Annotated in this window: 13 protein-coding genes and 1 pseudogene; all 14 read right to left on the reverse strand. The window is 30.8% G+C overall.

Going from position 1 to position 20,450, the window contains the following annotated elements:
- Positions 1–115: 115 nt before the first annotated feature.
- The gene (locus tag J4863_RS08905) at positions 116–1,222 is read right to left on the reverse strand and encodes an OmpA family protein (protein ID WP_211618372.1); all 1,107 of its coding nucleotides are present in this window, start codon (positions 1,220–1,222) and stop codon (positions 116–118) included.
- 201 nt (positions 1,223–1,423) lie between these two features.
- Complete coding sequence (glyS, locus tag J4863_RS08910; RefSeq protein ID WP_211618373.1) at positions 1,424–3,454, reverse strand: glycine--tRNA ligase subunit beta; 2,031 nt, start codon at positions 3,452–3,454, stop codon at positions 1,424–1,426.
- A gap of 88 nt (positions 3,455–3,542) precedes the next feature.
- A complete protein-coding gene (locus J4863_RS08915; RefSeq protein WP_211618374.1) occupies positions 3,543–4,151 on the reverse strand; it encodes a hypothetical protein in 609 nt (202 codons plus the stop codon).
- The gene (locus J4863_RS08920; protein WP_211618375.1) at positions 4,144–5,400 is read right to left on the reverse strand and encodes an AAA family ATPase; all 1,257 of its coding nucleotides are present in this window, start codon (positions 5,398–5,400) and stop codon (positions 4,144–4,146) included. The genes J4863_RS08915 and J4863_RS08920 overlap by 8 nt, the downstream gene beginning before the upstream one ends.
- 51 nt (positions 5,401–5,451) lie before the next feature.
- Positions 5,452–6,321 carry a glycine--tRNA ligase subunit alpha gene (gene glyQ / locus J4863_RS08925; RefSeq protein ID WP_211618376.1) on the reverse strand — a complete coding sequence of 290 codons (870 nt, stop codon included), beginning with the start codon at positions 6,319–6,321 and terminating at the stop codon, positions 5,452–5,454.
- Positions 6,318–7,013: a hypothetical protein gene (locus J4863_RS08930; protein ID WP_211618377.1), complete on the reverse strand. Its 696-nt coding sequence runs from the start codon at positions 7,011–7,013 to the stop codon at positions 6,318–6,320. Before J4863_RS08930 ends, glyQ begins: the two co-directional genes overlap by 4 nt.
- Before the next feature lie 3 nt (positions 7,014–7,016).
- Positions 7,017–7,487 carry a signal peptidase II gene (lspA, locus tag J4863_RS08935; protein ID WP_211618378.1) on the reverse strand — a complete coding sequence of 157 codons (471 nt, stop codon included), beginning with the start codon at positions 7,485–7,487 and terminating at the stop codon, positions 7,017–7,019.
- Positions 7,488–7,490: 3 nt separating this feature from the next.
- On the reverse strand, positions 7,491–10,286 hold the full coding sequence (gene ileS, locus J4863_RS08940) for an isoleucine--tRNA ligase (protein WP_211618379.1): 2,796 nt from the start codon (positions 10,284–10,286) through the stop codon (positions 7,491–7,493).
- 281 nt (positions 10,287–10,567) lie between these two features.
- Positions 10,568–12,127 carry an L-lactate permease gene (locus J4863_RS08945; RefSeq protein WP_211618380.1) on the reverse strand — a complete coding sequence of 520 codons (1,560 nt, stop codon included), beginning with the start codon at positions 12,125–12,127 and terminating at the stop codon, positions 10,568–10,570.
- Between the two features lie 150 nt (positions 12,128–12,277).
- Positions 12,278–14,446 carry a Tex family protein gene (locus tag J4863_RS08950; RefSeq protein ID WP_211618381.1) on the reverse strand — a complete coding sequence of 723 codons (2,169 nt, stop codon included), beginning with the start codon at positions 14,444–14,446 and terminating at the stop codon, positions 12,278–12,280.
- A gap of 194 nt (positions 14,447–14,640) precedes the next feature.
- Positions 14,641–15,822 (reverse strand): VWA domain-containing protein, encoded by a 1,182-nt coding sequence (locus J4863_RS08955; protein WP_211618382.1) that lies wholly within the window; start codon positions 15,820–15,822, stop codon positions 14,641–14,643.
- A 79-nt stretch (positions 15,823–15,901) separates the two neighbouring features.
- A complete protein-coding gene (locus tag J4863_RS08960; RefSeq protein ID WP_211618383.1) occupies positions 15,902–18,181 on the reverse strand; it encodes a DUF5682 family protein in 2,280 nt (759 codons plus the stop codon).
- Between the two features lie 14 nt (positions 18,182–18,195).
- Positions 18,196–19,296 carry an AAA family ATPase gene (locus tag J4863_RS08965; RefSeq protein ID WP_211618384.1) on the reverse strand — a complete coding sequence of 367 codons (1,101 nt, stop codon included), beginning with the start codon at positions 19,294–19,296 and terminating at the stop codon, positions 18,196–18,198.
- A gap of 55 nt (positions 19,297–19,351) precedes the next feature.
- A pseudogene (locus J4863_RS08970) lies at positions 19,352–20,440 on the reverse strand (hypothetical protein); the annotation flags it as partial.
- Positions 20,441–20,450 lie beyond the last annotated feature (10 nt).

Genomic DNA, 20,450 nt, shown 5'->3' on the forward strand with positions numbered 1-20,450 from the left:
TTACTCGCATTTTTACTAAATCTTTCTAAAAATAATCGCACTAAATTATAACACATTTTTTGTAAAAAAAAAAGAACCGTCAAAAGACGATTCCTTTTTATTTATTTTATTCTTACTATCTGTTGATGAATTTAACATTGTTAAAGTCAACGTTTTGGAAGAATAATTCAACTCTTCTGTTGTTGTATCTTCCTTGAACAGTTTCGTTAGTATCAACTGGGTTAGTTTCTCCTTGTCCAGTGATTGTTCCGTAAGAAATTGTATTTTTCAATCCGTATTCTTTCAATAATCTAGCTACGTTTTGAGCTCTTGCTACTGATAATTTTTGGTTATAAGCAGCTGCTCCAGTTGAATCTGTATGTCCAACGAAGTCGATTGATCCACCGTCAGCGAATTGGTTAATAATTCCTGCGATTGTTCTCAAATCTGATGCTTCAGCTTCATTAGGTACTCTTCCATCAACTTTAAATCCTCTAATTACACATTTTCTTTCATTAGCAGCACAGCTAAATGGTAATTGAACTGTATTTCTTGTATCAATATCAGGTTTTACTTCTGGTTTTGGTTCTGGTGCTGGTGCTGGTGCAGGCACAACAACTGTTTTTTCTATAATTTTAGGTGATCTGTCATTTTTCAATTGACCGAATCTATATCCTACTCTTACTCCTGCTGAATCAATGTGATTTCTTGTTCTAAGATCAGTAGTTGTATCTTTCAATTTAACATCTGATCTTTCATAAATAGCTTCTAATGAAACTGGTCCAAATTCTGTACCAACTCCTGCTGCAGTGTATAATCCACCTTTAGCTTTAATTCCTGCATCTTTTGCAACATTGCTTTCTTTAGCAAAGTTGTATCCTGCTCTACCTAATAAGTATAAAGCATCATTTCCATTTTTAGTAGTAATTAAGTTAAATTTACCTACTGCATAAACTGGAACAGTTCTTAAAACTTTTGTTTTAGTTTCTTTATCTTTTAATTTAGATGAGTTGTTTGAGAATTTGTATTCTGATCCAACTCCCCATTCAAATTCACCTTGGTTATCGAAAAGATATTCAACACCTGCTGTAGGTCCTTTTACTAATTTTTCTCCTTTATTTCCAGAAATTCCTATTCCTGATTTAAATTCTCTGTAATAGTCATATCCACCTTTAACTTGCACTTCTGATGCAACAGCATTTAATGCTAATAAGGCAGTTCCTAAAATAACTAACTTTTTCATAATTTCCTCCTTAAAATTCTTCTAAAATAAAACAATTTCTTGAATTTTCCCTAACTTTCCACTAAGATTATACTACATTTTAAGACTAAAATCAACACTTTTTTTTATTTTTCTGCTAATTTATTTCATAACCTTCGTTAAAAAAGCGGTATTTCTTGACTTTTTAGTCATTTTCTATTTTTAAATTTTTTTCGAAAAATATTAAATATTTATCATTTTATCAATAGAATTTTCTAATTTTTTCAATGTAGAAATTCTATTATTTTTAATTTTTTTATCTTCAACATTAATTATAACGTTATCGAAATAGTTATTAATTACATTTGCATTATTCAATAAAACTTGAATGTAATTTGCAAATTCTTCATTTTCAAGAAATTCCAATTCATTTCCTAATTCAAATATTGCTTTTTCCTCGTCTTTTTCAAATAAGTTTTCTGAAATTTCAGTTTCACCTTTGGTATCTTTAACTATATTTTTTACCCTTTTCAATAAGTTAATTAATGTTTCGAAATTTTCTGTTTTTGATAATTCCAATAACACTGATAATCTGTCATTTAATTTTACGATATTGTTTTCAAGATTAATTTCATATGAAATCAAGTCTTTACTATATTTTTCACCTAAAACATTTGATAATCTTTGTTTAAACAATTCTACCACATTTTCCACAACATCTTTATCCAACACTTTTTTGTCAGCTGCAAAAATTTCGTAAGCCTTTTCGACTAATTTTTCGTAATTTAACTCTAATTTAGAATCCAATGCTACTTGAATGATTCCTTGAACTGCTCTTCTCAACGCATAAGGATCTTTTGAACTTGTTGGTTTTAAACCTACTGAATAACAACCTACTACAGTGTCGATTTTATCAGCAATTCCAGCTAATGCTCCTTCAATAGTTGTCGGCAAAATATCGTTTTGGTATCTTGGCAAATAATGTTCAAAAATTCCAAGTGCTACTTCTCTATCTTCACCTTGTTTTTCAGCATAAACTGATCCCATAAATCCTTGTAATTTTGTAAATTCTTTTTCTGCAATTACATTCGAAACCAAGTCTGCTTTTGAAAGTTCCACTGTTCTTAAGATATTTTTCTTTTTCGCTCCATATCCCAATTCATCTGTCAAATATTCAGCGATTTTTTTACTTCTTTGCATTTTTTCGTAAATTGTTCCCATATCTTTTTGGAATGTAACTTCTTTTAATTTTTCCACATTATCGGCAAATTTACCTTTTAAATCTTCGTCAAAGAAGAATTTTGCATCAGCAAGTCTTGGCTCGATAACTTTTTCATTACCTTTTTTCACAACTTCCGAATACTCAGGTGCATTTCTAATTACAATAAATTTATTTGTCAATCTTCCATTTGCATCTTTCACTGGAAAATATCTTTGGTGTGTTTCCATAGTTATCGTAATAATATCTTCTGGAAGGTCCAAATAATCAGGATTGAACTCACCTTTTATCGCAAAAGGATATTCCACCAAATTCACAACTTCTTCCAATAAATAATTATTGATAATTGCAACATCACCATCATTTTCACAATTTTCTTTTATACTTTTCAAAATTTCTGCTTTTCTATCAGCTTTTCTAGCAATTACACTATTTTCTCTCAATTTTGAAACATATTCGTCAGGATTTGAAATTTCAACATCTTGTGGTGCAAAATATCTCATTCCACGAGTTTTGTTTCCACCTTTTAATCCTTCAAACTCAAAAGGCAATACTTCTGTTCCAAGCAAAGTCACAAACCATTTTATCGGTCTTGCAAATCTAAATGTTCTATCTGACCATTTCATTGATTTTTCAAACTCGATTTTTTTAATAACATTCGACAATATTTCTGGCAACACTTCTTTTGTAGGTTTTCCAGCAATAAATTTTTCAATTGAAATATATTTCCCTTTTTCATTTTCGATAATTTTTACATCATCAGGTGTCGCTCCTTGTGATTTTATAAATCCTTCTCCAGCTTTTGTCAATGCTCCATCTTTATAAGCGATTTCCACTGAAGGTCCAACACTTTTTTTATCCAAATCCGCTTGTTTTTCAGCAATATCTTTAACAATAATCGCCACTCTTCTAGGCGTACTAAAAGACTCTATTTCTGAAAACGCAATTCTTTCTTCTTTTAACTCTTTTTCCGCAATTTTTTTCAAATTACTTTCAGCCTCGTCTACATATCTCGAAGGCAATTCTTCTAATCCTATTTCAAAAAGAAAATTCAATTTTTTTCACTCCTTTCGGTATTTACACTCTTCTTTTTTTATTTTTTATAAATTTTCGCCCAAAAAGAAGTAAAAAAGACTTTATTTTTTATTTTAATTTCTCATATTTTCTTATAAATTTTTCCTCAAATTCCTCTTTTGAGTAGGTGTGTACATTTTTAAAACAATAATTTTTAAATTTTTCAAGTCCAAAACAAATGATTTCATCTTTACCAAAAGTATTTTCTCCAACTGATAAACTGCTTCCCTGATTTATAAAATAATTTCCAATCTCTGAAATGGAATTCTTTTCATTTGGTAAATTTTTTTCTTCATTATAGACTAAAATATAATTTGTAATTTCTTTTAAAGTATTTAAAGATTTTTCTTCAATATCTCCTAAAACAAACATACTATTAAGAATCTTTAACTCTATATCCTTTAATTTTTTTATATCAATTCTATTAGACTTATCAAGTAATTTCCCATTTTTAAATTCAATAAAAGTATATCTTCTATCGCTATGTAAAAATAAAACATCATTTGTTTTTAGCTGAATTCTCAAATTATTATTTCTAGTGTACTTATCTCCTCCAACACTATCAAAATTAATTACTTTAATTTGACTTTCTGTCATATATTCTTCATTGTTATCATCTTTTGAAGTTTGCTTTAATGTAGAAGTATTGTATATTTTCAAATTAATTTTTTTACTCATCTAAATCACTGCTATATCTAATATTTTCTAAATCCTGAATCGGTCTTGCTAATTTTCTATAAATTTCTCTTGTATTTCCTGTTACATCTTTTATAATACTACTATTTCCTTCATTTTCAGCCACATAATATTTACATTTATCATCAATTTTATGTCGTTCCGAAAAAACTTCAATTGCATTTAAAAAATATGGACTATGTGTTGTCAATAAAATATGCATTCCAAACTCTCTTTGCAATAAAACTATCAATTCAGCAAATTTTAGTTGCCATTCTGGATGTAAATGAATTTCTGGCTCATCAAGAATTATTGTTCCATTTTCTTCCAAAGTTCCATTTTGCAATAACATTTTTATAATTGCAAAAGTTTTAAGCCCTGTAGATAAATTTTTTAAGTCAATATCTTCACCATTTTTTCTGTAAACAAATTTAGAATTTTTATTTTCCAAAATTTCTCCACTCAAAACACTGTTTAATTTTTGGTAAATATTATTCAATTTTTTCTTCACTTTTATTTCAGAAATAACACTATTTTCGTTTTCTGAAAAAACATTGGTTGCTAAATGTGTCTGGTGATTCTCACCCTCGAAATCATAACTATCCAAAATAAATGGATTGTCAATATACATTGTTTCTTTATTTATTAAAAAATAATTTTGAACATCTGAAATTTCATTATTTTCAATTTTTAAATCTATTTCTTTATCTTTTATTTTAAGACTTATTTCTCCAATATTCATTTTTTCTTTAGAAAAAACGGCATTAATTTGATTATGAAATTCTTTATTCATAATTCGTGAAACAATAACTTTTATGATTTCTTTGTCTGAAATTTTTAAAGTTTCATTTATTTTTTGAACAAAATTTGAAATATTTTCAATTTTTAGATCTTTTTTATAATTATTAATTATAATTTTTATCTCATCTTCTGAATAATTTTTATTATTTTTTAAAAGTTCAATAGCAATTTTTTCCCTCGTACTGTTAAAAATTTCAAAAAAAGAATTATAATCCATTGAAAGATTTTTATAAACATTTTCTTTTATGATTTCATCTATAATTTTTTCTAACTCAGAAACTTTTTCATTATAAACTTTCTCATCAATTTCATAAAATCCATTAAAAACACTCCACAAAACTTTCCCAACCGTACTTTTCCCAGTATCATTTTCACCAGTGATAACCGTTATTCCATCAATTACAACTTCAGCATTTTTTAATTTCCCGATATTGTTTATTGTTAGTTTCATCGCACACTCCTTCCTTCTCAAAATCTTTTGAAAAGCCCCCTTTTATATTTCTTATTTTTTCAACAATGGATATCCCAATTCTTTTCTTGTCGCCACAAATTGTTCGGCACATTTTTTAGCTAAATCTCTTACTCTTAAGATGTAAGACATTCTTTCTGTTGTACTGATTGCACCTCTTGCGTCAAGATTGTTAAATGTGTGTGAACATTTTAGCACATAATCGTAAGCTGGTAATACCAAGTTATGATTCAAGCAATTTAATGCTTCTTTTTCATACATATCGAATAATTGGAAGTGCATTGGCACATCGGCTACTTCAAAGCTGTATTTCGACATTTCGTACTCGAATTGGAATCTTCTTTCTCCGTATTTTACACCTTTTGTCCACTCTAAATCTTTTACATCATCTTTATTTTGTAAATAAAGTGCGATTCTTTCAAGTCCATAAGTTAATTCTGATGGAACAATTTCAACTTCTAATCCTCCAACTTGTTGGAAATAAGTAAATTGAGTTACTTCCATTCCATCTAACCATACTTCCCATCCAAGTCCCCATGCTCCTAATGTAGGACTTTCCCAGTTATCCTCTACAAATCTTATATCATGCTCTTTCGGATCAATTCCTAGTGCAACCAAACTTTCTAAATATAATTCTTGTATATTTTCTGGCGATGGTTTCATTATTACTTGAAATTGGTGATGTTGATAAACTCTATTTGGATTTTCTCCATATCTTCCATCTTTTGGTCTTCTCGATGGCTCAACATACGCAATATTCCAAGGTTCTGGTCCTAATGACATCAAAAATGTATCAGGGTTAAAAGTCCCCGCTCCAGTTTCCACATCATAAGGATTCCCAATTACACAACCTTTTTCTCCCCAAAATTTTTGAAGAGTTAATATAATTTCCTGAAAAGTCATTTATCTCTATCCTTTCTCTTTTTTATTAATTTTATTTTCAAAATCACTGCTACTAAAGTCAATAATACTATAGTTGTATATTTAATAGTATTAAACGTTGTTATATTTATTTTATTTGATAAATAATTATCCTCTATAAATTTATAATATGGTGATAATTTCTTTTTTTCTCCATATTGTCGTATAACTTTAAATGGATATTTCAAATCAAGGTTTTTTATTTTTAATTTTTCTTTTAATTGTTCTTCTGTTAAATTAAATATTTCTTCTTTTGAATTGATGATAAAATATCCTGATTTTTTATCTATTTTTTTTCTTTCTTTTTCAGTTAATTCATCATATCCCGCCAAATAAAAAATATCACTTGGAAGCTCTTCAATTTTATTAATATAGCCAATCCAATTATTTTTTTCTTTTTTTAAACCTTCTAAATAACCGACATTCGTTAAATAATAAGCAGTATGTTCAAAATCTTCTATTTCTACCAAATATCCATTTTTTAATTTTAAAACTGTATTTTCTTTAACAGGAAACCAAACAAAGAAAAATAAGAGCACAAAAATTAGTATTCCAATATTTATTTTAAATGTTGTTCTTAGTTTATTTTTTGAAATTATTATGCTTATAATCAAAATAATCACTACTATAATTAGAACAAAAAATAACAATACTAAGATTAGCCCTCCAAACATCAATTATTCACCACTCTTTTTCTCTCTACACTTTCTCACTAAATAATCAATAACAATAATATAAATCCCAATATGAACATACATATCTGCAACATTGAACACAAAATTCCAAATTCCACGAAAATCTATCATATCAATTACAAAATTTCTAAAAACTCTGTCAATCATATTTCCTAATGCTCCAGCTGCAACGATTGAAATACCAATTTTTGTCCATTTTGTATAATTTTTAAAATTTTTAATTTCTGTCGCAACGATATAACCAATCAAAATTAAACTTCCTATCGTAAAAAGATTTATTTTCCCTTGAAATAATCCAAAAATTCCTCCGTGATTTTCAACATAAGTTAAATTAAAAAAATTTTTGATTATTGGGATAGAAAATCCTATTTGTCCATGTGCTGCTTGATACATGGCTTGTTTTGTGATTTGATCAATCGCTGCTAACACTACTAAAATCACTACGTATAACATCTATTACCCTTCCAGCTCAGCAAGAACTTTAGCACATCTTGGGTCTACATCTGGATATCTTTCATCTTTTCCAACTTCTTCGCTGTATTTCCAACATCTTTCACATTTTTTACCTAATGCTTTTGTTACACCGATTGAAACTCCTTCGATTTCACTTTTTTCTAATTCATCGTCTACAAATTTAGTTTGTGACACGATAAATAAATCAGAAACTTCATCTTCTGTGTAATCTTTTAAGAATGAATAATCATCGTTTGTGATGTTTAAAAGAACTCTTGCATCAAGCGAATGTCCGATTAATCCTTCTTGTCTTTGTGCTTCGATTTTTTTGTTTACTTCTTTTCTTAAATGAGCGATTTTTTCCCATTTTTTCGCTAATTCTTCATTTTTGTAAGCTGGATTTGGATCAATCCAAGATGCCAAATGTACACTTTCTTCATCTTTCAATGACGCAGGAATTCTTTCCCAAATTTCTTCAGCTGTAAATGACAATACTGGCGAAATTATTCTTACTAACACTTTCAACACTTCTGTTAATACAGTTTGAGCACTTCTTCTTTCAAGCGATTTAGGTCCTTCACAGTAAAGTCTATCTTTTACGATATCCAAGTAGAATGAAGACATTTCGATTGAACAGAAGTATGTAATTTCTTGGAATAGGTTGTAAAATTCGTATTTGTCGTAGTACTCAGTTGTTTTTTCTTTCAATTCTTCCAATTTATGCATTGCCCATTTATCAATTTCAAACATATCGTTATAGTCAACTTTTTCAGTCGCATAATCGAAATCATTTAAGTTACCCATTAGGAATCTAGCTGTATTTCTAATTCTTCTATACGCATCTGACATTTGTTGTAAAATGTTTTCAGAAATTCTTACATCTTCCCTGTAATCTACTGATGATACCCAAAGTCTTAAAATATCTGCTCCATATTTTTCAATAATATCTTTTGGAACAATTGTATTTCCAAGCGATTTAGACATTTTTCTACCTTGTCCATCCATTACAAATCCATGAGTTAAAACTCTTTTGTATGGTGCATCTTTTGTACTTGCGATTGAAGTTAATAATGAAGATTGGAACCATCCTCTATGTTGGTCACTTCCTTCTAAATACAAATCAGCTGGTCTTGGCAAGTTTCTTGGTACTAAAACTCCTCTGTGAGAAACTCCTGAATCAAACCAAACATCCATGATACTTCTTTCTTTTCTAATTTCTATATCTTTTAAGTTTAATTTTTCCAATAATTCTTCACCGATAATTTCTTTAGCTTCATATTTCCACCAAATATCAGTTCCTTCTTTTTTCACTAATTCGATAACTCTATCCATAATTTCAGAATCGTAAATCACTTCATTTGTTTCTTTGTTATAGAATAATGGAATTGGTACTCCCCAAACTCTTTGTCTTGAAATTGTCCAATCTGGTCTTGTTTCAATCATCGCATTAATTCTATTTTTACCCCATTCAGGCACGAATTCTACTTTTTTCAACGCATCTAACGCATTTTGTCTGATGTCGCTTTCATCTACGCTAATGAACCATTGTTCAGTCGCTCTAAAAATAACTGGTTTTTTACTTCTCCAATCATGTGGATAAGAGTGAACGAAAGTTGTGTGATACAACATATGTCCGCTTTCAGTTAAGTCTTCAACAATCGCTTTACTTGCTTTTGCATAGAACATTCCTTCATATTTTCCAGCTTCTTTAGTCATATGCCCTTTATCATCTACTGGCGACAAAATTCCAATGTTATATTTCAATGAATAATTATAGTCATCTGCCCCATGTCCCGGTGCTGTATGAACTGCTCCTGTACCTGCATCTATTGTTACATAATCAGCATTCATTACTAACCCTTTTCTATCTAAGAACGGATGTTGATAATGAGTGTATTCCAATTCTGTCCCTTTAAATTCTTTTAATAATTCATACGACAAGTCCAATGTTTTAAATACATCTTCAGCCAAGTCTTTTGCAACTACAAGATTACCTTTTTCAGTTTTATACAATCCGTAATCAAATTCAGGATGTAAGAATACTCCCAAGTTTGCTGGCAATGTCCAAGGTGTTGTTGTCCAAATTAAAATACTTGCTTCATCCACACCTAATTTATCAGTCAAATCTTTTTCCCCTTCAAATTTTACATAAATTGAATGAGAAGTTACATCTTTATACTCAATTTCTGCTTCTGCAAGTGCAGTTTCAGTAGTTGGCGACCAGTATACTGGTTTTAACCCTTTATAAATATATCCATTTTCATAAATTTCTTTAAATACTTTTAATTGTTCTGCTTCAAATTCTGGTTTTAATGTGATATAAGGATTATCCCAATCTCCTAAAACTCCAAGTCTTACAAACTCTTTCTTTTGTTTTTCTACCCATTTCAAAGCATATTTTTTACATTCTTGTCTAATTTGAAGAGGAGTCATTGCTTTTGCTTTTTCTCCCAATTCTTCCATGATTTTCCATTCGATTGGAAGTCCGTGAGTATCCCAACCTGGAATATATGGAGCATTATACCCTCTCAATCTTTTATACTTCAAAATTATATCTTTTAACACTTTATTCATCGCATGTCCAATATGAATATCTCCATTTGCATACGGTGGTCCATCGTGTAAAATAAAGAACGGATGACCTTCTTTTAATGATTTTTCATAAATGCTAGATTTTGTCCAATCTCTTAAAGTCAATGGTTCTTTTTGTGCTAAATTAGCTTTCATTTTAAAACTTGTTTTTGGCAAATTCAGTGTTTTTGCATAATCTACCTTCTCAACATTTTGATTTTCTGACATTATTTCCTCCTATATTAATTGATACCTCTCTTAATTCAATCTAAATCATTCAAAATTTCAAATTTATTCATTTTTTAGCTCAATTTAAAAAGGTTCATTTTATTATCTTTTCTACATTATTTTTTTATTATATCACGATTTTACTGTTTTTTAAATACGCTATTATTCTTTTTGTCGTTATAAAATAATAAGGAGATACTAGAACCTTTCTCTTCAATTCTAATATTCTCCTTTTTTTAATATTTATTCAATCTCAAAATTTATAAATTAAATAAAGTTGATTATCCAAGCATTCCTGCTCCGATGAATGTTAAAATACCTAAAATAGCTGCATAAGCTATCGAATATTTAACAGTAAATTTAAGCATATCTCCTTCTTTACCCATTAATCCAACTGTTGAAGCGGCAATTGCGATATTTTGTGGAGAAATCATTTTTCCTCCTGTTGCTCCACCTGTACCAGCGGCAATATATAATGCTTTCAATGCATCATGCGATCCTGCTATATTTACTTGAACTCCACCAAATAATAAGTTAGATGCCAAGTCACTTCCTGTTACGAATGTACCAATAGTTCCTAAGAATGGCGAAATAACTGGGAATAATTTTCCTGTTGCAGCAAATCCTTTTGCTATACTTTCAATCATTCCACTATGTTTCATTACTACTGACAATGCTACAATTCCCATAATTACTACAACTGAAGGCAATTTACTTAAAATTGTTTCTTTTAAAGTTTCAGCCATAACTTTTGGTTTTACTCCTTGAATAAATCCTGCAATTACTGTTGCAACAAATAATGGTGCAGCTGGTGCTAAAATCCATTTGAATATTACACTTGGATTTCCTTTATCTTTAAACCAAGTTGCTTCATGTCCTAAAGCAAAATTGAATTGAGTAGTTGTTGGTTCTAAAGCTTTATGAACAGCTTCTACAACTGGACTTGTTCCAATAATTAAGATTATCATTAAAATATATGGAACCCAAGCCATAAATGCATCTTTTCCAGTAATAGCTTGACCTTTATTAGATTTTGCACTTTCATCTTCTTTAATAAAGATTTTAGTAGCAACTATCATTAAGATCATTGCAAATAAACTTGATAAAATTGTTGGTAATTCTGCACCCATTGCTTTTGCAATAAATGGTTGTGTTAAGTAACCAATGATTGAAGCAATAACTACTGGTAAAATTCCTCTTCCAAATGCTGCGTTTTTTCCACCATCAATTTCTTTATTAGCCATTATTACTAAGATAAATGGTATAATACATGTTAATAATAATAATAATAATGATGTGTAAAATGCTGTTTCTCCTGCATTCAAATGAAAGTTTGAAATCATTGTTGTTACAGGTAATCCAACTGTCCCAAACGCTGTTGGTGTTGAATTTGCAATTAAACAAATTAAAGCGGCATTCAAAGGATTAAATCCTAATGAAACCATGATTGCTGCTGGAATAGCAACTGCTGTTCCATATCCTGCAATACCTTCTATAAATCCACCAAATCCCCAAGCTAATACTAACGCTTGAGCTCTTTTATCTGTCGAGATACTTCCTAACATTGATTTGATTGTTTCGATTTTACCAGTTTTTACTGATAAATCATAAGCAAATAATGCAGCAAATACTACGAAACCAATAGGCATCCATGCTGTCGCAAATCCTTCAATAATTGAAGCAATAACTCCTTGAACTGGCATTCTCCATCCCGGCATAACAAAATTTAAAATAATTGCCACTACTAAACTGGCATACGCACTAAACATTGCTGATTTCTTTAAGAATGTCAACAATATCAAAAATACAACTATTGGCACTAATCCAACTAAAAATTCCATTCCTGAACCTTCCTTCTTTCTTTATATTTTTTTAATAAACTAACACTTTGTACCGTTATATATTATCAAATTTTTTTAAAAAGTACAAATATTTTTTTCAAAAATTACCATTTTTATGATATTTTTCATATTTTTATACTTTCTAATTTTTTATAACCCTTTTCTTGTAAGCCCAACTCTTCCTCTAACCTTATCTAACGAAAGAATTTTAACTTTTATAATTTGCCCAACTGATAACTCTTTTGTAGGATCAGCTACAAACTTATCTGATATTTCAGAGACATGAATTAAGGCATCACTTTTTAGCCCTATATCCACAAAAGCCCCAAATTTAGCAACATTTCTAACTGTTCCTTCTAAAACCATTCCTTCTTGCAAATCGTCCATATTTAAAATATCCGATCTCAATAATGGTTTTTCAAACTCATCTCTTGGGTCTCTTCTATCTTTTAGCAACGCTTCGTAAACATCTTTTGCAGTTTGTGGTCCAAAATCATTTTCTTTTATAATTTTGTCCAAATCCACTGTTTTCAATTTCTGTCTAACTTCATCCAAATTAGATTTTAAATCGTCAACCTTACAATTTGCTTCCTTCAAAATAGTTTCAGCGATATGATACGATTCTGGATGGATTATCGTATTATCCAAAGGATTTTTACTATTAGGCACTACAACGAATCCTGCCATTTGTTCAAACGCCTTCGTTCCAAGCCCTTTTACCTTTTTCAATTCTTTTCTATCCTTAAAATCTCCATTTTCATGTCTATAGTCTACAAGATTTTTTGCTACATTTTTCTTAATTCCTGAAACAAAACTAAGTAATGCCCAAGAAGCTGTATTAATATTGACTCCAACATTATTTACAACATGCTCAATCGTTTGTTCCAATGTTTCATTCAATTTTTTTTGATTTACATCATGCTGATACATTCCAACTCCAATTGATTTTGGATCAATTTTTACAAGCTCAGCCATCGGATCTTGAATTCTTCTAGCAATCGAAATCGCTCCTCTCGCCGTTACATCCAAATCAGGAAACTCCTCAATTGCAATTTTTGAAGCTGAATAAACTGAAGCTCCTGCTTCACTTACAATCAAGTATGACACAGGTTTTGACGCCTCTTTTATGACATTTGCCACAAAACTTTCAGTTTCACGAGAAGCTGTCCCATTCCCAATTGCAATAATATCAACATCGTATTTTTTTATGTAATCCAATATTTTTTTCTTTGCCATTTCAAGCTGCTTTGGATTATGCACTCCTTCAACCAAGAAAAGTACATCATTCACTTCATAAAATCCATCTTTATTGATAACAACCATTTTACAACCTGTTCTATACCCTGGATCTAATCCCATCAAAGTTTTTTTACTTAATGGCGGCTGTAATAACAATTTTTCAAGATTTTCAGAAAAAATATTAATTGCTTCTTCTTCTGCTTTTTCCGTGTATATGTTTCTCACTTCATTCTTAATCGATGGATAAGCTAATCTATCTAGCGAATCTTTAATAATCTCTTTATAGAATTCCACCAAATTTTTGTTCCCAAACAAAGTTTTCAAAATGAAATTAACTACAAAATTCTCAGTTTTATCATCAATTTCAATATCTACTTTCAAGATTTTCTCTTTTTCTCCTCTGTTAATCGCTAAAATCCTGTTCGATGCTGATTTTGAAATGGGTTCTGAATATTCGTAATAGTCTTGATAAACTCCATTTTCATCATTTTCTTTGTTTTTCTCAACAACTTTTGAAGTCAAAATTCCAAATTTTGAAATTTTTTCTCTCAAAAATTCTCTAATTTTCACATTTTCTGAAATGTCTTGTGCAATTATTAAATGCACACCTTCAATTGCCTTTTCAACCGTGTCAACTTCTTCATTCAAATACTTTTTAGCCTCTTCCTGAAGTGCTTCCATTGTTGTTTTTGGCAATAACGCAAATGTCGATAAAGGCTCCAATCCTTGCTCCTTCGCTACATCCGCTTTCGTTTTTTTCTTTTTCTTATATGGAAGGTACAAATCTTCTACTTCCTGTAATTTCTTTGCACTTTCGATACTCTTTTTCAGCTCATCAGTCAATTTTCCTTGCTCTTCAATCAACCTCAAAACTTCTTCTTTTCTCTTTTCCAAATTTCTGTAATAAGTTACTTTTTCTATTACATCTCTAATCTGTTCCTCATCCAAATTACCTGTAACTTCTTTTCTATAACGTGCAATAAATGGTACTGTTGCGCCTTCATCAAAAAGTTTCACAGTATTCTCGATTTGCGTCAGCTTAAATTGTAGCTCATCTGCCACACTACTTAAAATCTCCACCTTTTTCCTCCGCTTGCAGATTTAAATTATACTCAATTAATCTAAAAATTTTCAATAACTAATGGTTAGTGAGTGATATTTTTAATTTAATTGACTACATTTTATAATTTTAATAACACACAACTATTATTTTACCACAAATTATTGAAAATGACTAGTTTTTCTAAATAATTTTTTTAATTTTCTTTGAAATTCTATTTTTTCTTGCTAAACTCTTTCTCAAACGAACTCAAATCCATATTTTTCAACACTCTCTCAAGTAAAAGTGGCAATTTTTCAGGATTACAAGCAAAACATGGAATTCCAAGTGAAGCGATTTTTCCAGACATTTGTGAATCATAATAAGGTTTTCCATCTCCAGATATTGCTAAAAGACAAACTACTATTACTCCCGAATCTTTCATTTCTTGTAATCTTCTTAGCATTTCACCACGATTCCCACCTTCAATTAAATCAGAAATTAGAAAAAATATTGTTTTTTTCGGATTTTCGATATATTTTGTACAATATTTAATTGATTTATTGATATTTGTTCCACCACCTAGCTGAAATCCGTATAGTAAATCAACTGGATCATCTGATTTTTCTGTCAAATCTACAATTTCAGTATCAAAAGCTACCACACGTGTTTTCAGTGAAGCGATACTCGCTAAAATACACGCCATCACTGAAGAATAAATTACAGATTCTCCCATCGATCCACTTTGGTCAATATCCAAAATGACTGTAAATTTACTTGTGGGGTTAATGCTTGCTCGCTCGAAAAAATAATAATGCTCTGGAACAATTTTTTTTAATTCCCTGTTGTAATTTTTTATCCCTCTTCGTATCGTTGTTTTAAAATCCAAAGATGACGCAGATGGAATTGGCGAGTGTTGTTTCTTGTTAAGTGCTGCTCTAACTGCTCTTCTAATATCACTTTCCAACAATTTATTAATTTCCTCTACAATTTTTTTTATGAAATTTCTAACACTTTCTTTACTTTTTTGTGGGATTTGCTCTTTCAAAAGCATAATTGTTGAAGCAAGATTTATATTAGGCTCTACTTGATCCAATATTTCAGGCTCAAAAAGCAATTGTTTTAATCCACATCTTTCCATCGCATCCGTCTGAATAATTTTCACCAATTCTTTATCAAACAAAGTTCTAACATCTCCGAGCCATCTACTAATTTGCGGATTAGACGGACCTCGCCCAGCAGAATCTCCACCCATAAATTGTCCTGTTGGATTATAAATCGCATCCAACGCCTTATCCATCAACCAATCTTCCTCTGTAAAACTTGGAATAGCTTCTGAATCCATAGACGAAAATTCTTCTTCTGTATCTTTTCCAAGAATTAATCGCCAACGTTTTATATCTTCTTTATAGTCCATTTTTTCGCACCTCCTTAATATCTTATTTTTTTATCAATTACCTTATTTTTCAATTTTTCTTTCAAAAAATTATTTTCAATCAAATATCATCAAAATCAAATTCTTCTAATCCTGCAATTATTTCTTTCTCATTTTCTCCCAGATCATCATTTATTACAGCACTTACATCATTTTTATTCAAGCCCCATATTTCTGCGATATTTTCGGCAATATCATGCTTTTCATTTGAAGTAAAGTCAGCAAAAGCTCTTCTTAAAAATAATAATGCTCTTTTAAATTCTTCCTCGTCTAAGTTTGAAATATAGTTTTGGAGTTTTTCCCAAAGTCCAAGTCTTGCAATTAAGGTGTAATGATTTTTCATCGATAGACCTTCAAACCAAGTTGCCCCTAAATCTGCGGGAACTCCTTTTGATAATCTTTTTTCGACTTCTTTTCCAAGTACTTCATTATCAATTTTTCCAGCTTCTAGTAATATAGCCATTGCAAGTCCTGAAATTTTTGTATTTAAATCGTCTCTTTTTGAAATTTCTAAAAGAAGTGAATACCATCTTTCTCTATCTAAAAAATCATGATTTTCAACTACAGTATGCATTATTATTATACTTTTAGCTAGTTCTACTGCTGCATTATTGTCGCAAAAAGACTCGCTTGGCAATATTAAGCAAACTCTTAAAAAGAGTTGCTCAAGAATAGGAATCAGAACTTTTGTATCTAATTTTCTGATATCGCCATAACGAAGCATTAGTGATAAAGTCGACATCGTCTTGGCTATTTCGTCGATAGGGACGTCACCTGTTATAAAATTTTGTAATGCTTGAAACGCTTTTTCTAGTGCTTTTGGCATTCCGCAATAAAAGGCATCTTTCACTATTTCTGCCATTTCTGACAGTGTTTTTGCACCTTCTATTCTTTGCATCAATTCAAAAGCTGTTGCAAATTCAATTGTATCTCCTTTTAAGATCGTTTCCACAATTTCAATTTCTGTTTCTGGTTTCCATTGTAACATCCATTCTTCTGCCCAAGTTGTATTTTCTTGGCGATTCCCAATAAGTTTTGCAAACGAAATATTCAAAACTCTCAATTTATGAAAAAAGAATGAACGCTCCAAGTCCATAAATGCTAATTTTTCTGATTGAACCCTTAATTTTTCCCTCAAATCTAATTTTATTTCTGTCGCTGTTAATGAACGATATTTTTCAAGTTTCAATTCCTTCAATAAATTATAAAAATCTGACTGTATTGACGTTTGAATAGCTTCCTTTGGAATACTTCCTATTTTTTTCCCAACTTCAACATTCGCCATTGCTAAAACTAGTTCTGAGTAGCTTCCGTGTGCCATACAAGTAATCGCTGCATCCTTTATATCCTTCAACGTCGGTATTTTCCCATCGTGCAAATTTGCCAATGAAGTTGCTAGATGGACTGCCTCTATAATTTGAGCTGACGATACCATATTTCCATTTTCCCTTTGATATTCTGCAATTTTACTTAAATACATATATGTCGCAAAAAGTGGGTCTCCTTTTTCTAAACCATTCCACAAAAATTCATAATACCCTGGTGCCTTATTTCCAGCTCCATAATTTGAATAAGTCGACAGTTTATAGTAAGAATAAGGCATTAACGTTTTTTTAGATTCTAATTTTGGTAATTTTTTGATTTCCTTTTCAGTCAAAATCAATTTGCCACTTTCTATTCCTTCAACATGAAAAGCCCCAACAACCATAGCAATTTCATCTATTTTGTAGCCTTCTTTACACACATCAGAAACGACTTTACACATGTACGACTCTCTAATAATATTTTTCGCATCAGACACCGTATTTGATAAAGTCAACTCCCTCAAATGTTTCCCATAATCTTTCGCTCCACTACGATATGCCTTATAATCAGAAGCCTGTTCCACTACTCTTTCCCAAAAGACTTCATCATCTGAATCTTCCGAATATTCATTAATTTTTCTATAAATGTAGGCATTCAAATTTTCCTCTGGATTCTCATCTAAATTTTTCTTTACACTTTCTATACCTAAAAAAATTGAAGATGGCAAATCGCAAAATCTGCACTCTACTCCATTTTCCTTTGCCCATAAAATAGCTTGATATTCTGGAGAAAACTCTGCAAATGGATATACTATTGTCTGAATAGGCGCTTCTAAAGTGTAAGCCATTATAGCAATAGGCGGAATAATATTTTTTCCAGTAATTTCGCTAATAAGGTCATTAAAATCAGAAGGCCCTTCTATCAAAACGATTTTTGGCTGTATTTCATCTAAATAATTTTTCAAATAATGTGCTCCAGCTGGTGAAAAATGCCTAACTCCGAATATATTCGGTTTCCCTTCATTTTGTTTTTTCATTTATTCCACCGCCTTTATTTAGTAGCTTTGTTAAGTGCCTTACATTCTTTATAAAGATCCAGCCATTCTGAACCTCGTTTTTTCATAATATTTTCCAAATATTCTTCCCAAATTTGCCCATCTTTACTATCTTCTTTTACTACAGCTCCCTGCAATCCTGCCGCCAAGTCATAATCTGATATCTCTCCATCCCCAAAACTTCCAGCCAACGCCATACTATTCGCTAAAAGTGAAATAGCTTCTGCAGTCGATAACACATTTGCAGTCGGCTTTATCTTTTGTCTTCCATCTAACGTAACACCTTGACGCAATTCTCTAAATACCGTACAAACTTTTTCAATAACTTCCTCTTCAGGCAATTTCGCATTTAAATCCAAATTTCCTGCAAGTTGCGTAACTCTACTTCTAACAATATCTATCTCTGCTTCAAGTGTATTCGGACTTGGTAACACCACAATATTAAAACGTCTCTTTAACGCTGCCGACATTTCATTAACTCCCTTATCACGAGTATTCGCAGTTGCAATAATAGAGAACCCTTTTTTAGCTGGAATTTCTACATTCAATTCAGGTACACTCATTCTTTTTTCTGACAACAAAGAAATCAACGCATCTTGCACTTCTGACACACAACGAGAAATTTCTTCTACTCTAGCAATCGCCCCATCTTCCATCGCTTTATAAATCGGACTTGGTATCAATGCATCTTTTGTAGGCCCTTCTGCAATCAACATCGCATAATTCCAAGAATATCTAATCTGCTCTTCAGTCGTTCCCGCTGTTCCTTGAATAACTCGTGTCGAATCTCCATTTATCGCCGCCGTCAAATGCTCTGACAACCAAGATTTCGCAGTCCCTGGCTCCCCAATCAGCAACAATGCCCTATCCGTAACCAAAGTCGAAATTGCAATCTCAACCAATCTTTTATTTCCAATATATTTAGGCGTTATCACTTTTCTTCCAGCTTTCCCTCCACAAATATATGTCAACACTGATTTAGGTGACATTTTCCATCCAGTAGGTATTGGATTTTTTTCCGCCTTAATTAACGCATCAATTTCATCTTGAAACATCTGTTCTGCTGTTAATCTTTGTAATTCTTCTTTTTTAGCCATTTTTTACAACTCCTTCACTCTCATTCCACTATTGAATTTTTCGCTTTTAATTTTTTAAAATTTTTTCAATCTCATATTCATTATATCGATACAATTTTTTATATAATTTCACCATCTTATCTGTAAGTTTATTTTTAGTACACGAACATAATATTGAAATTTCTCTTTGAACATTATATTTTTCCTTTTTGTCAGACAAATCCCTATTTTTCAATCCTTCAACATATTCCTCAACATAATTTTCCAAATAATTCTTAACCCATTGCTGCTCTGTTCCCGCCATATATTCCATATTTTCAAACGGTTTTTTTCTAAAAAATTTATCCCACTCTTTTTTGACTCTCTCATCATCCATATACGCAAGACTTTCAAAAACTTTATTCTTCAATTTCCCACGTTCTTTTTTCATTAAATCTAAAAGATAATCAACGTTATCCTGATCATATACCAAAGCTCCAATTGCAACTTCTTTCACTTCTTTTCCACCATTTTCAACACAATATTTATAAAATTCATTTTCATCACCTTTACAAATATCCTCGATAATTTCCAATCGGGCAATCATTTCCTTTTTACCTTGAGGATTAAATCCTTCTTTCAATAGCGGAACTATCTCTTTCCCCTGTTTCTTTAACATTTTAATCATTAAATCTATAATTCCAGAATAACTATCATTAAGTCCGTTTATCATAAATTTCTTCACTCTAAAATCATTCACTATTTCAGGATTATCCCATCGCAATGTCGAATCAATAACTCTAAAACGGCCACCACCAGTTCCTTTAAATGCAGCAATTAATTCGCTCAACTCACTGTAATGAAGTTCTTGATAAAAATTTTCTTTTCCAGCAGTCGTTTCTATTTTTTGCAAATTACCACCAGTATAAGTTGTCGCTTGGGTACAAAGCACCGCATCAAGCAAAGCCAACAAATCTAAGAATAAATCACATTTATCTTCCTCATCGCCTTCAATCAATTTTTGCCCCATTTCATAAATTTGCTTAAATACTTTGGCAGCCGAAGCATACCCCTTCATTTGATCAATAGCTCTTTGCAAACGAAAATCATCTTTCACCAAATTTATCCCAACAATCGAAACATTTTCAAGCCTATTTTTCAATTCATATAACGGTTCTAAATTCATTTTTTCTCCT

It is taken from the genome of Leptotrichia sp. oral taxon 221, from assembly GCF_018128245.1.
Classification (GTDB): Bacteria; Fusobacteriota; Fusobacteriia; order Fusobacteriales; family Leptotrichiaceae; genus JABCPH02.

What these genes read in the sequence shown, in the direction of transcription:
- glyQ (WP_211618376.1), bottom strand. Translation starts at nt 6,321, where the DNA reads ATGACTTTTCAGGAAATTATATTAACTCTTCAAAAATTTTGGGGAGAA.
- J4863_RS08960 (WP_211618383.1), bottom strand. Translation starts at nt 18,181, where the DNA reads ATGAAAAAACAAAATGAAGGGAAACCGAATATATTCGGAGTTAGGCAT.
- ileS (WP_211618379.1), bottom strand. Translation starts at nt 10,286, where the DNA reads ATGTCAGAAAATCAAAATGTTGAGAAGGTAGATTATGCAAAAACACTG.
- J4863_RS08915 (WP_211618374.1), bottom strand. Translation starts at nt 4,151, where the DNA reads ATGAGTAAAAAAATTAATTTGAAAATATACAATACTTCTACATTAAAG.
- J4863_RS08930 (WP_211618377.1), bottom strand. Translation starts at nt 7,013, where the DNA reads ATGTTTGGAGGGCTAATCTTAGTATTGTTATTTTTTGTTCTAATTATA.
- J4863_RS08905 (WP_211618372.1), bottom strand. Translation starts at nt 1,222, where the DNA reads ATGAAAAAGTTAGTTATTTTAGGAACTGCCTTATTAGCATTAAATGCT.
- J4863_RS08955 (WP_211618382.1), bottom strand. Translation starts at nt 15,822, where the DNA reads ATGGACTATAAAGAAGATATAAAACGTTGGCGATTAATTCTTGGAAAA.
- J4863_RS08965 (WP_211618384.1), bottom strand. Translation starts at nt 19,296, where the DNA reads ATGGCTAAAAAAGAAGAATTACAAAGATTAACAGCAGAACAGATGTTT.
- J4863_RS08945 (WP_211618380.1), bottom strand. Translation starts at nt 12,127, where the DNA reads ATGGAATTTTTAGTTGGATTAGTGCCAATAGTTGTATTTTTGATATTG.
- J4863_RS08920 (WP_211618375.1), bottom strand. Translation starts at nt 5,400, where the DNA reads ATGAAACTAACAATAAACAATATCGGGAAATTAAAAAATGCTGAAGTT.
- lspA (WP_211618378.1), bottom strand. Translation starts at nt 7,487, where the DNA reads ATGTTATACGTAGTGATTTTAGTAGTGTTAGCAGCGATTGATCAAATC.